We start from the raw sequence: 12,472 nt of genomic DNA on the forward strand, positions 1-12,472 counted from the left end.
ATATTAGGTCTGCAAAAAATCGCTGTCAACCTGAAATCGGGATAAACGGGCGAACTTCGATGGCGCACAGCAGCAGGGTGGGAGCGGAATACGCCGTTGCCGAGGCGCGCCGGAAGGCGGTGGAGCACGGCGAAAAAAAGCCCCCGGGCTTCGCAGACCGGGGGCTGAATCCAATTCAGGGGGAGGAATCGGAGGAGACAGATGCAGGTTATCGCAGCGCAGCATCGGTCGCCACAGGACTTACACATGGACACACTTCTCAACACTTTCCTGACAGCTGGACGCCATCAACTTTCTGTAAAAGTGTTTAACCGGACTTGCTATTTGGAGAGGCATGCATGACAATTGATGAGAATTATTCTCATTTGAAGGATTTCGAGATCCAGCACGCAGAGTGCATTTGATTTTTTCTTCCGATGAGACTCCATCGGCGGCCTCGATATCTCCTGATCTCTTGGATATTGGCAACCCGCCCCCACATGGGTCGGAATCAGGAATCCGGAACATGCAAAGCACATCAGCGAAGCTGCCAACCATTCGCACCGGCCGCCGGAAATGAAGCCGTGAAGAACACCAGAAGGAAAAATCATGATGCGTCCGCGCCCCCTCGACGATCAGCAACTGCCCAACCTGACCGATGTACAACGCATTGCGCTGCAGCCGCGCGCGACGCGCCTGAACGGCGACTTCGCCCCTCTGATGCAGCGTCTCGCCGCACTCGGCAACCTCACTGAAGTGACGCGCAATCCCTCTGCCCTGCTTGAGAAAGACAACGTCAGCGGCGCGCTCTACGTCAACAATGAAATCGAACTGGCCCCGGCCGAAGCCATGCACCTGCGCATTTTCTACCCGCAATGGGAACACGGCTACGCGCTCGAAGAGCACGACGCCTGCAATGGCGGCAAACAACACAGCCTGCAATTCTTCGACCGCTACGGCAACATGATGCACAAGATCGTGCTGGGCGAAAACGGCGACATCGCCTCGTTCCGGCAACTGGTCAGAGACCATGCCGCAGCAGAACAGCTCGCGCCGCACCTGATCCATCCGCGCGAGAGCGATACGGAAGGCAACGACGACAGCCTGGACCGGATCGACGTCGACGCCTTGCGCGCCGACTGGGCGCACACCCACAACCACGACGATTTCGTCCAGCGTCAGGAAGCCTTCGACCAGCAACGGCTGCGCAAGCTGCGGCTGGCCGGCAAGGCGTTCGCCTATCAGGTCGCCAACGATTCTGCCCGCGTGATCCTGCAGCGCATGACCGAATTCGGCACGTCCATCATGGCGCAGGTCGGCAACGCCGGCATCGTCCAGGCCTACTACGGCAAGATCAAGAACATCCGCGTCAAGGATTCACGCCTGAAGATCATGAACGCGGGTTTCCGCATGCAGCTGCGCGAAGACCATATCGACTCGATCTGGGTCGCCAAGAAACCGACTACCGACGGCATCATCACTTCGCTGGAATTGTTCAACCGCCAGGGCACGCACATCGCCAGCTTCCTGAGCAAGAAGTCCAACGGTCAGCCCGAGCCGCGCGAATGGCGCGAAGCCATCATGCGGCTGATGCCGATTTTCGGGGTCTGAAGCAGCCGCGCAGCGTCATCCATGACGCTGCGGCAGAAGAATTAAAATACGCATCTACTATTTTGGAAAATCACACATGAGCGAACGTCTTCTCGTCATCCTGGCGGGTCTCAACATGTTCATCGCGGTTGGCGCCGGCGCATTCGGCGCACACGGCCTCAAGCAGATCCTCGACGCCGACATGCTGGCGATCTGGCAAACCGCCGTGATCTACCAGATGGTGCATGCGTTGGGCATGTTCGCCGTGGCGCTGCTGATGCCCAAGTTCGGTCCCGCCATCCTCGGCTGGGCCGGCAGTGCCATGTTCATCGGCATCGTGATCTTCAGCGGCAGCCTGTATGTGCTGGCATTGAGCGGGGTGCGCTTCCTCGGCGCGATCACGCCGATCGGCGGCCTGGCTTTCCTGGCCGGCTGGCTGCTGGTTGCGTGGGCGGCTTACAAGGCGCAATAATCCTCGCTGCAAACGTGCAAAGACAAAAAAGGCCGGTAATTCGTATTACCGGCCTTTTCATTTTTACGAACAACTTGCATGCAGATCAGTGGAAGAACTCCGCGATCAGCGTGGCGCCGATGAAGGTGCCCGCATTGGCGGCGAACGACACCAGCACGATGCGCCAGCCGAGCTTGCGGAACGCCGGAATATCCTTGGCGATCGACAGACCCGCGAAGGTCAGCATCGGCGTGATCACGGCAAGGAAGTTGATCTTGCCGGTAATGGCCACGATGGCGTCGGCCCATGGGCAGGCCGGCGAGGTCAGGAACATCGCCACCAGCGTCACCCAGCAGACCGCCGGGATCTTCCTGCCGGTCAGGTTGCACAGCAGGTCGCCGACCAGTACCGCGCCGATCATGATCACGATACAGCCCACCGATTCCAACGGCGCGACCTTGTAGGCGATCCAGTTGGCGATGATGGTCAGCACGCCGGCAAACACCCAGGCGCCGATGCGGCCGGCCAGGTTCAGGTCGGCCACTTCGGTATGGGTCTGCTCATGCAGCTTGTCGTCGGCGGTCGTGCTCGAGGACGAGGTGGTGCGGCCGATGATCGGTTCCAGCACGCGATAGCCCCACACCGCCAGCGGCAGCGAAATGAACAGCGTGAAGTAGGTGCCGATGGTGGTCGTGATCAGGTTGCTGGCCGCGGCGAAAGTCGCCACGTCCTTGGCCATCTCCGGCGTCTGCTGCGCCGCGATGGCGCCCGCTGCGGCCGCCATCATGCTGCCCGAACCAACGCCCGCGCCCATCGCCAGTGCGACCGGATGGAAGATGTTGAGGCTGGTGATGAAGCCGGCGAAGATCGCGATGAAGACCGCACCGAACAGCGTGCCGGTGATGTACTCGGCCAGCACGCCGCGTCCTTCCGGCGAATTCATGCCGTAGCGTTCGCCGATGATCGCCAGGCTCGGTTCACGACCGACCGAGAACGTCGCACCGATGGCTTCACGCTTGATGCCCAGCAGCAGCGCCAGCGGCAAGCCGATCAAGATGGTGCCGACAAAGTGGCCGAACTCCTGGAACACCAGCGCCCAGCCTGCGCCGATGATCTTCGGCAGCGAACTGCCGACCATCAGGCCCAGCTTGGCGACGAACAGCAGCAGCGCCGGCTGCAGGATCGCCGCAGCGCGGAACTGCAGCGGCTGGGTCAGCGCCAGCGGTCCCATTTTCGATTGCAGACTGCCGATCACGGCGCCCATGATGAGCGCCCAGACCATCGGCAGGAGCACGACTTTGCCCGGTCCCATCTTGAATGCCACCGACCCGATCAGTTCGGCCACGACGAGGATCAGCACCGCGTAGACATAGAGTTTCCATGTCTGCAGCCCTGGCTGGATGACGGGTGTAGTTGTTGCGGATGCTTGCATATTTTCCCTCCGGATCTTGAGTCCTGTGTGCGAGGACTATTTAAAGCCGCATTGTGCGCGGCCCTCCCTGGTACAGCTGTTCTTTTTGCAACGATGGATGACGTGTTCTAGACGTGTTTCCTGATGCCTTCGTTGTCCGGCGTCAATCATGCCTTGCCCTGCTCCGCGCTGCAATGAAAATGAAAACGTTCTCATCGGACGGGAACAAAACCGCCATCCGGTGCGCCTCGCCGGTTCATGTCATACGTAGCCGAAGGCGGCAGCCGGCTCCTTCGCCGTCTCGACCCACACGCTCTTGGTCTGCGTGTATTCGTACAGGGCTTCAACGCCGCTGGAACGGCCATAGCCGCTCTGGCCGTAACCGCCGAACGGCGAGGTCACGTTGATGGTCTTGTAGCCGTTGATCCAGAAGGTGCCGGCGTTGATGCTGGCCGCCACGCGATGCGCGCGCGCCACGTCGTTGGTCCAGACCGCGCCGGCCAGGCCGAAGTCGCTGTCGTTGGCGATGCGCACCGCGTCTTCTTCGGTATCGAACGGAATTGCCGCCACCACCGGCCCGAAGATTTCCTGCTGCGCCACGGCCATGTCGTTGCTGACGTCAGCCAGCACGGTCGGCCGCACAAAGAATCCCGGCGTTGAAAAATCCTGCGCCACCGTCGCCAGCCGCGCGCCGTTGCGCACGCCTTCAGCGATCATGCCGCGCACGTGTTCGTATTGCTTGCGGTTGGAAATCGGCCCGACTTCGGTCTGTGCATCGAGCGGTTGTCCGACCTTGATCTTGCTTGCACCGTTGGCCAGCATGGCGACGAACTCCTCATAGACGGAACGCTGCACCAGCAGGCGCGATCCGGCCACACAGCTTTGCCCCGCTGATGAAAAGATCGCCGCTTGGGCGCCGAGGCAGGCGCGCTTGAGGTCGGCGTCCGCGAATACGATGTTGGCCGATTTGCCGCCCAGCTCCAGCACGCACGGCAGCAAGCGGCGTGCAGCGGCTTCGGCGATCTTCTTGCCGGTTTGCGGCGAGCCGACGAACACCACTTTCTTGACGACGCGATGATCGATGGCCGCTTGGCCGACCGTGTGGCCTTGCCCCGCCAGCACGTTGATCAGCCCCTTCGGCACGCCGGCCTGTTCGGCCAGCGCCGCCACCGCCAGCGAGGTAAACGGCGTCAGCTCGGACGGCTTGAGCAACACCGCGTTTCCCATCGCAATCGCCGGCGCGACCTGCCAGCCGCAGGTGAAGATCGGCGCATTCCATGGCGTGATCTGCAGTACCGCGCCGACCGGCTCGCGGCGCGTGTAGTTCAGATGCGAACTCGGCACCGGAATCACGTCGCCGTAAAACTTGTCGGTCCAACCCGCGTAGTACTCGAACATCTCGGCGACCTTGCCGACTTCACCGCGGCAATCGCGGATCGGCTTGCCGGCGCTGAGCGACTCCAGCTGCGCCAGCGCTTCGGTGTTGTCGCGGATTTTCTGGCCGACGGCGAAGACAATGCGGCCGCCGCCAGTTGCACCACTGCCGCACCGGCGTCACGATAGCTCAGGCTGTCGGCGCCGGTAGCGGGATTTTGCAGCACCACGGCCGCGCCGTCGCCTTCTACCAGCTTGCCGCCGACATATGAACCGACAAATCCGGCGCCGGGGAAGAACGGCGCGAACGCCGCCAACAATTGTTCTGCTTCATTCGATTGCATTCAAGACTCCTGATGATGTAGGTGAGTTATTTTTCGATGAACTGCACGATGCGATTGAAATCCTCGCCGTCGGCGGTGCCCGCTGCGTCCGCACTCGCGGCCCACAGGCGGCCGACCTCGCCCGACAGCGGCGCCGAGGTGCCGAGCTCGTTCAGCAAACCCATGGCCAGGCGCAGGTCCTTGCGCATGAGCTTCATCGTGAATCCGGAGTCGAAGGCGTCGTTGAAAATCCAGGTGGGATAGTTGACTTGCGTGACGCCGCTGCGGCCCGAGCCCGCGTTGATTCCTTCAAAGATTTGTTGCGCGTCGAGGCCGGCTGCGGCAGCGATGCGCGCCGCTTCGCGGCGGCGATCAGGTGCGCGCCGCACATCAGGTTGTTTAGCAATTTGGTGACGTGGCCGGCGCCGACCGGGCCGACATGCACGCGCTTGGCGCTCATCGCTTCGAGCACCGGCGTGACGGCTGCGACGTCTTCCGCCGCGCCGCCCAGCACCATGGTCATGGTGCCCGTGATCGCGCCCTTGGGACCGCCGCTGACCGGCGCGTCGATGAAACGCACGCCCTTTTCCGCCAGCGCGGCAGCGACCTTGCGCGTGCTGTTGGGGTCGGCCGTGGTGGTGTCGACCACCAGCAGGCCGGCCTTGGCGCTGGCAAGCACGCCGTCGGCGCCGAACACCACCGCCTCGACCACGTCCGACGTCGGCAGCGACAGGATCAGCACGTCCACCTCCGCCGCCAGCGCCGCCACGGACGCAAATGTATTGACGCCTTCACGGGCGATGCTTTCCACCGCTGCGCTCGCCGGATCATATCCGGACACCGTAAAGCCGCCGCGCTGCAACGACAGCGCCATGCCGCGCCCCATGTTGCCCAACCCTGCCACACCGATATGTTTCATGCCGCTCCTCACTGGATAAGTCGTACGTCAAATCAGACGGGTCCAGTGTGCAAGCTGAGGGAATGAGCGTCAATTACATCGAAAAGCCAATATTGTTCTATTTATGAGAACACAGGAAAAAGATCAGCTGGTGACCTGGAACGCCTGCATCAGCGAACTCGAGTACGACACGAAGCGATTGGCCGCCACCGACAGCTTGCGGCCGACACGCGTGACCAGGTGCACCTCGGCGACCGCCAGCACATCGTCTTCCAGCGGGATCGCGAACAATTCGCCCGCCGCCAGTTCGGTCGAGACGGCAAAGCGCGGCAGCAGCGTCACGCCCAGTTCGGATTTGACGAAATGCTTGAGCACATTGATGGAGTTGGTGGTGAGCGTCGGATTGAGCTTGATCTTGGCGGCGTATTCGGCCAGCGCCAGCAATTGCCGCGTGCCATAGGACGTGTGCATCAGTCCGACCGGATATTCGCTGAGCTCCTGCAAGGTGCAGGACTTGCTGTTGCGCAGCGGCGAGTTGGCGCTGACCACCGCCATCATCGGCTGCCGCTGCACCGAGCGCGAGACGATCTTGGGATCGGCGGGAGGATTGTAGACCAGGCCGATTTCGGCGATGTCCTCGGCCACCATCCGCAGCACGTCGTTGGTGCCGGCGAGGTCAAGGGAAACTGAAATCTGCGGATGGCGTTCGCAGAAATACGTCATCGGCCGGCTCATGAAATCGCTCACGAAACCTTCGCCGATGACGATGCTGACATGCCCGCGCTTGAGCCCGCGCAGGCCTTGCAGTTTGGACAACAGGTCGGCCTGGTGAGCCCCTTGCTCACGGTAGTAATCAATCAGCAACTGACCCGCTTCGGTCGGCACCACGCCGCGGCGATGGCGCTCCATCACGGGAATGGCGATTTCCTGTTCGAGCAGCGCGATCTGGCGGCTCACCGCCGAGGGCGCAATGTCGAGCTTGTCGGCTGCCGCGCGTACGCTGCCGCACTGGACCGCTTCAAAGAAATAGACGAGCCGCTGCTCGCTGAGTTTTTTCATCGCCCTTCCCTGCCTGTTTTGTTTTGAGTTGCCTCAATTAGAACAGAATCAGGGAAATGAGCTCAATCCACGACGAAAAACCTAAGCCGCCGCGCCGCTGAGCGCCGCCCTGACGAGGTCGTCGATCTCGGTGGTGATGTTCGACAGCACGCCCGCAACCACCGAAAATTCCTTGCCCGCCTGTCCCGCGCGTGCAGCCACGATACGTGCATTGAAGGACACCATCTTGGCTTGCTTGGCGATGGTTTCGATGTCGGTCATGATGCCGCGCAACTGCTTCTTCATCAGCACGGCGTGGCGTTTCGATTGCTCTTCGTAGACGGTGGTGATCTGGTTCAGCACGCCCAACAGCGGCGTGGTGATGCGCACCAGTTCTTCCAGCAGCGCCGGCGCATCGCGCAGGCGATCCTCGATGGCGTTGAGCGTGCGTTCGGCCAGGTTCATGAAGTAGACGATCTGCGCATCGCCGGCGAGCTTGCCGAAATAAGCTTCGCGCACTTCTTCGCAAAAAATTCCTGGCACCGTATCGGAGCCCCTGACCAGCGCCGTGTGCGCACCGCGGAACAAGGCCAGCGCCTCGCGCGCCGTCTTCACTGCACCGTCGTGGCCTTGCGACGCCAGCACCGCATACAGCACCAGGCGCTGCGAGGTAAATCGCCGGCGTCCCGACAGGTTGATCAATGCGCCGAACACTTCACCCGACAACGGCTTGATGCCGCTGTCGTCCTCTCCGGTCTCGTTGTTCTGCACCAGCCTGATTTGTGCGGACGCCGTCATGGCATTCCTTTCATGTGAGTCCCGAAGAGATTCTTATGCCGCTTCTTTGGCCGGATGCGCCTGCTTGCGATACAGGAATTCCAGCACCGTCGTGCGGTATTCGGAATACCGTGCATCCTGCGCCAGCGCCACGCGCTCGCGCGGACGCGCCAGCTTGACCTCGAGGATCTCGCCGATGGTGGCGGCCGGGCCGTTGGTCATCATGACGATGCGATCCGACAGCAGCACCGCTTCGTCGACGTCGTGCGTGACCATGACGACGGTCGACTCGGTCTTGGCGACGATCTTCAGCAACTCGTCCTGCAAATGCGCGCGGGTCAGCGCATCGAGTGCGCCGAACGGTTCGTCCATCAGCAAGACCTTGGGTTCCATCGCCAGCGCGCGGGCGATGCCGACACGCTGCTTCATGCCGCCGGAAATTTCATTGGGACGCTTGCTCTCGGCCGCCGTCAATCCCACCAGCGCCAGTGCGGCGCGTGTACGGTCGCGCAATTGGGTGCGATTTTCAGTGGCGCCGAAGACGCGCTCGACGCCAAGAAAAATGTTTTCGTAGCAGGTCAGCCACGGCAGCAACGAATGGTTCTGGAACACCACCGAACGCTCCGGCGACGGACCGGCGATTTCACGGTTGGCGCACAGGAGCAAGCCGTCGCTCGGCTTGAGCAGGCCGGCGATCAGGTTCAGCAGCGTCGACTTGCCGCAGCCGGAGTGACCGATCAGCGTAATGAACTCGCCCTTTTGCACGGTCAGGTTGATGTCGCGCAGCGCGTGGAAGCTGCCCTTCTTGGTGTGGAACACCATCTCGACGTCATTGATGTCGATAAACTTGTTGTGCATGTCCATCAGAATCCCCTGTTGCTTTGTTAAGCGTTAAGTCATTGAGTCATTGCATTACGTTGCACCGAAACGGAATCAGCTGCTGACTTCTTCGTAGGTGAAGGCCTTGGCCAGCGCCACCAGCAATTGCTCGAGAATCAGGCCGACCACGCCGATCACCACGATCGCGATGATGATGTGCGGCACGTTCAGGTTGTTCCATTCATCCCAGACCCAGAAGCCGATGCCGACGCCGCCGGTCAGCATTTCCGCCGCCACGATCACCAGCCAGGCGGTGCCGATGGCCAGACGGACGCCGGTCAGCATGTACGGCAGGACCGATGGGAACAGGATCTTGGTCAGGATCTTCCATTCCGACAGATTCAACACGCGCGCCACGTTCATGTAATCCTGCGGCACGCGCTGCACGCCGACGGCGGTGTTGATGATCATCGGCCAGATCGAGCAGATGAAGATCGACCAGATCGCTGCCGGATTGGCCGACTTGAACACGAGCAGGCCGATCGGTAACCAGGCCAGCGGCGACACCGGTTTCAACAAGCTGATGATGGGACCGAACATACCCGACAAAAAGCGCACGCGACCGATCATGAAGCCCAGCGGAATCCCCACCAGCGCCGCCATGCCGAAACCGATCGCCACGCGCTGCAGCGATGCCAGCACGTTCCAGCCAATACCCTGGTCGTTCGGACCGGTACGATAAAACGGATCGGAAAACAGTTTGATCGCCTCCTGCAAGGTCACCAGCGGCGTCGGGAAATTGCCGGTCTTGGCGGCGACGATCTGCCACACCAGCACCAGGAAAGCGAGGCCGGTCACGGGAGGCAATATCTTCATCAGCCAACCCGCAAACGGCAGGTTTCTTCTCGCGGCCTTCGTCTTTTTTACCTTTGGAACAGCAACGGCAGCGGGTATCGCCACTTCTGCGGTAGCTGGTGCCGGCTTGTCGTTCATCATCGTGTCCATGACTGCGCTCATATCGATTCCTTCACTTGGTGCTGCTGCAAAATGTCCTGCGATCCGGCGGCTTGTCTGGTCAAGCCTTGACCTTGAACGAAGCGGCGTAGGCTTTCGGATTCTTGCCGTCCCATACGGTGCCGTCCATCAGCTTCGAGGTGCGCATCACGTCCTTCGGAATGCTGGTCTTTGTCATGGTCGCGGCGTCCTTGAACAAATCGATCTGGTTGACCGACTTGGCTACGGCCTGGTAGTCGGGATCTTCCTTGAGCAGACCCCAGCGGCGATGCTGCGTCATGAACCACATGCCGTCCGACAGGTACGGGAAGTTGACCGCGCCGTCGTTGTAGAACTTCATGTAGTTGGGGTCGTCCCAGGTCTTGCCGAGACCGTTCTGGTAGCGGCCCATGATGCGTTGATCGATGACGTCCTTGCTGGTGTTGACGTAGGACTTGTCGGCGATCACTTCGGCCATCTTGTTCTTGTTGGCCAGCGAGGCGTCGATCCATTTGCTGGCCTCGAGGATTGCCGCCATCATGGCGCGACAGGTATTCGGATATTTCCTGGCGAAGTCGAGCGTGGTGCCGAGGACTTTTTCCGGATGGTCTTTCCAGATGTCCTGCGTGGTGGTGGCGGTGATGCCGACGCCGTCGACGATCGCGCGGTGGCCCCAGGGCTCGCCGACGCAGAAACCGTCCATGTTGCCGACCCGCATGTTGGCCACCATCTGCGGCGGCGGCACGGTAATCACCTTGGCGTCCTTCATCGGATTGATGCCGTTGGCGGCCAGCCAGTAGTACAGCCACATGGCATGGGTGCCGGTCGGGAAGGTCTGCGCAAAGGTGTATTCGCGCTTGTCGGTTTGCATCAGCTTGGCCAGCGACGCGCCGTCGACGCCGCCCTTGTCGGCAATCTTCTTCGACAGCGTGATGGCCTGGCCATTGTTGTTCAGGCTCATGAGCACGGCCATGTCTTTCTTCTGACCGCCGATGCCCATCTGCACGCCGTAGATGAGGCCGTATAGCACGTGTGCCGCGTCCAGCTCGCCGTTGGTCAGCTTGTCGCGCACGCCGGCCCAGGAGGCTTCCTTGCTGAGCACGATCTTGATGCCGTATTTCTTGTCGAAGCCGAGCACCGAGGCCATCACGACGGAAGCGCAGTCGGTCAGCGGAATGAAACCGATCTTCACTTCTTCCTTCTCCGGTTTGTCGGAACCGGCCGCCCAGGCTCCTCCCGTGGCTAGTCCCAACATGCTCGCTCCCGTTGCAAGTCCTGCAGTCTGAATCAATTGACGACGCTTGAAATCCACTTCGTTCACAGCTTCCACGGCCTTGCTCGCTTGCTCTTTGAATTCCATCGCATTCCCCATTTGTTCGGCGGCAAAAAAAAAGGCGTCCCTCCGGCATGCACTGAGTCATGTCGAAAGACGCCTTTGTCTTGGATGGATCCGACCGCCATTGGCCGGATCGTTCATTGCGCAAACCTTGCGCTAATGCAGACGATTCAGCAAAGAGCGTGCCAAGCACATGGAAAAGCACGTGAAAGCCGCGCCGTTCATGGGCATGGCGGCAATCCGCCGTGGCCGGATGGAAAGCAAAAAGGGAGAAATTGACGATGCCGGCGGCGCACCGGCTTTGTGCTGCGCACCAATTTGGCGGTGCATGCACGCCGCCACAGCGAAGAAAAGTGTCAGCCGAGCAAATCTTCGACGTCCAGCAGGCGCTGGGCGATTTCGGAAAGCTTGAGGTTCTTGTTCATGGCCATGCTGCGCAACTTCTGATAGGCCTCGTCTTCCGACAGCTTGTGCCGGGACATCAGCAGACCTTTGGCGCGCTCGATCACCTTGCGCTCGGCCAGCTTGTGTTTGGTGTCCGACAATTCGGTCAGCAGCTTCTGTTCCCGGCGGAAGCGCGCCAGCGCCACGTCGAGCACCGGCTTGATGCGCTCGGCTTGCAGCCCGGCCACGATGTAGGCGGTGACGCCGGCTTCCATGGCGGCTTCCATGCTGCTGGTGTTGTCGTCTTCGGTAAACATGACGATGGGGCGGCGTTCGTCGCGCGTGGCGATGACGATATGCTCGAGTACGTCGCGCGCATCCGATTCGGCATCGATGATGATCATGTCGGGCTGGAGCTGGGCGATGCGCTCGGGCAGATACAGGTCGGCCGGTAGCGAGGCGACGATGTTGTAGCCCGCCTCCAGCAATCCGATGCGCAAGGCTTTGCTACGCTCGGCCTGCTCCTGCAGGTCGGTGTCGGTCTCATCGGCGTGGTCGATGATGGTGTTGACGACGACAATGCGTAGATTGCGCATGTGAGGTTCCAATGTTCGACTGGACATCGTGAATCGCTTCTGAACTCGTTACGGGTCTGGATGGTTGTGGCGCATCCCTTACCGGACCTGGACTACGCCGGTTTCATGTTGCCACACCTCCACGCTGCATGCCCGCCCGAATATCCTCCGGATGCAGCGGGCGAATAGTAACCCATTTGGAAATGCTGCACACTTTCCCTCATCTTGTGAGGCATTTTAAATGGGACGCCGCTGCGCGCTTGTCAGCAACAAGCAAAAATCAAACCAGAAAACACGGTGCAACGGTATCGCCATTCCGAATCCCCTACTCCGCCACTCGCCTTTTCCTACAGGAAATTGAGGCAGACGCCTATCTACCGCAGGCAAGGCGATTGTTAACATCCATCGCATCAACATTGCTTCGCTCTTGCACCCCATCAGTCTGGAGGAGATTACCCATGTCACGTCGCATTCGTTGCCTGCCGGTTGTCGGCAAGTCCGTGCAACTCGCTACCTATTTTGCC

The 12,472-nt window shown here is 60.8% G+C and carries 11 protein-coding genes and 2 pseudogenes; 4 read left to right on the plus strand and 9 right to left on the minus strand.

The genetic code is table 11. The annotated features are described in order from the left end of the window. The 3 genes from HLUSI_RS33900 to HLUSI_RS0106010 all read left to right on the plus strand — a co-directional run. On the plus strand, positions 1-311 hold a 311-nt coding region (locus HLUSI_RS33900), incomplete at its 5' end, for a hypothetical protein (RefSeq protein WP_238533927.1). 277 nt (positions 312-588) lie between these two features. Beyond that, on the plus strand, positions 589-1,590 hold the full coding sequence (locus HLUSI_RS0106005) for a ChuX/HutX family heme-like substrate-binding protein (RefSeq protein ID WP_016833108.1): 1,002 nt from the start codon (positions 589-591) through the stop codon (positions 1,588-1,590). 76 nt (positions 1,591-1,666) lie between these two features. Then, the gene (locus HLUSI_RS0106010; protein ID WP_016833109.1) at positions 1,667-2,041 is read left to right on the plus strand and encodes a DUF423 domain-containing protein; all 375 of its coding nucleotides are present in this window, start codon (positions 1,667-1,669) and stop codon (positions 2,039-2,041) included. Between the two features lie 85 nt (positions 2,042-2,126). On the opposite strand, the gene HLUSI_RS0106015 is transcribed toward HLUSI_RS0106010, so the two are convergent. The 8 genes and pseudogenes from HLUSI_RS0106015 to HLUSI_RS0106050 form a co-directional block, all read right to left on the minus strand. Then, positions 2,127-3,452 (minus strand): DUF3100 domain-containing protein, encoded by a 1,326-nt coding sequence (locus tag HLUSI_RS0106015; protein ID WP_029363188.1) that lies wholly within the window; start codon positions 3,450-3,452, stop codon positions 2,127-2,129. A 240-nt stretch (positions 3,453-3,692) separates the two neighbouring features. After that, positions 3,693-5,149, minus strand: a pseudogene (locus HLUSI_RS27220) (aldehyde dehydrogenase family protein). 26 nt (positions 5,150-5,175) lie between these two features. Then, positions 5,176-6,047, minus strand: a pseudogene (locus tag HLUSI_RS27225) (NAD(P)-dependent oxidoreductase). Between the two features lie 123 nt (positions 6,048-6,170). Further along, positions 6,171-7,085, minus strand: a complete 915-nt coding sequence (locus HLUSI_RS0106030) for a LysR family transcriptional regulator (protein WP_016833112.1) — start codon at positions 7,083-7,085, stop codon at positions 6,171-6,173. An 81-nt stretch (positions 7,086-7,166) separates the two neighbouring features. Then, complete coding sequence (locus HLUSI_RS0106035) at positions 7,167-7,862, minus strand: methyl-accepting chemotaxis protein (protein ID WP_016833113.1); 696 nt, start codon at positions 7,860-7,862, stop codon at positions 7,167-7,169. Between the two features lie 33 nt (positions 7,863-7,895). After that, on the minus strand, positions 7,896-8,705 hold the full coding sequence (locus HLUSI_RS0106040; RefSeq protein WP_016833114.1) for an ABC transporter ATP-binding protein: 810 nt from the start codon (positions 8,703-8,705) through the stop codon (positions 7,896-7,898). Between the two features lie 69 nt (positions 8,706-8,774). Next, complete coding sequence (gene ntrB / locus HLUSI_RS0106045) at positions 8,775-9,677, minus strand: nitrate ABC transporter permease (protein ID WP_029363189.1); 903 nt, start codon at positions 9,675-9,677, stop codon at positions 8,775-8,777. 58 nt (positions 9,678-9,735) lie between these two features. Beyond that, complete coding sequence (locus tag HLUSI_RS0106050) at positions 9,736-10,908, minus strand: CmpA/NrtA family ABC transporter substrate-binding protein (RefSeq protein ID WP_040503210.1); 1,173 nt, start codon at positions 10,906-10,908, stop codon at positions 9,736-9,738. A gap of 36 nt (positions 10,909-10,944) precedes the next feature. Between HLUSI_RS0106050 and HLUSI_RS33250 the strand changes: the two genes are divergently transcribed. Beyond that, complete coding sequence (locus HLUSI_RS33250; protein ID WP_162098056.1) at positions 10,945-11,268, plus strand: hypothetical protein; 324 nt, start codon at positions 10,945-10,947, stop codon at positions 11,266-11,268. A 77-nt stretch (positions 11,269-11,345) separates the two neighbouring features. Here HLUSI_RS33250 and HLUSI_RS0106055 read toward each other — a convergent pair whose 3' ends face one another. Continuing rightward, a complete protein-coding gene (locus tag HLUSI_RS0106055; protein WP_016833117.1) occupies positions 11,346-11,969 on the minus strand; it encodes an ANTAR domain-containing response regulator in 624 nt (207 codons plus the stop codon). Positions 11,970-12,472 lie beyond the last annotated feature (503 nt).

It is taken from the genome of Herbaspirillum lusitanum P6-12, from assembly GCF_000256565.1.
In the GTDB taxonomy this organism is placed as follows: domain Bacteria; phylum Pseudomonadota; class Gammaproteobacteria; order Burkholderiales; family Burkholderiaceae_D; genus Herbaspirillum; species Herbaspirillum lusitanum.

Excerpts from the sequence above, each read along its gene's own strand:
- HLUSI_RS0106055 (WP_016833117.1), bottom strand. The coding sequence starts at position 11,969 with ATGCGCAATCTACGCATTGTCGTCGTCAACACCATCATCGACCACGCC.
- ntrB (WP_029363189.1), bottom strand. The coding sequence starts at position 9,677 with ATGAGCGCAGTCATGGACACGATGATGAACGACAAGCCGGCACCAGCT.
- HLUSI_RS0106015 (WP_029363188.1), bottom strand. The coding sequence starts at position 3,452 with ATGCAAGCATCCGCAACAACTACACCCGTCATCCAGCCAGGGCTGCAG.
- HLUSI_RS0106035 (WP_016833113.1), bottom strand. The coding sequence starts at position 7,862 with ATGACGGCGTCCGCACAAATCAGGCTGGTGCAGAACAACGAGACCGGA.
- HLUSI_RS0106010 (WP_016833109.1), top strand. The coding sequence starts at position 1,667 with ATGAGCGAACGTCTTCTCGTCATCCTGGCGGGTCTCAACATGTTCATC.
- HLUSI_RS0106050 (WP_040503210.1), bottom strand. The coding sequence starts at position 10,908 with ATGTTGGGACTAGCCACGGGAGGAGCCTGGGCGGCCGGTTCCGACAAA.
- HLUSI_RS0106040 (WP_016833114.1), bottom strand. The coding sequence starts at position 8,705 with ATGGACATGCACAACAAGTTTATCGACATCAATGACGTCGAGATGGTG.
- HLUSI_RS0106030 (WP_016833112.1), bottom strand. The coding sequence starts at position 7,085 with ATGAAAAAACTCAGCGAGCAGCGGCTCGTCTATTTCTTTGAAGCGGTC.
- HLUSI_RS0106005 (WP_016833108.1), top strand. The coding sequence starts at position 589 with ATGATGCGTCCGCGCCCCCTCGACGATCAGCAACTGCCCAACCTGACC.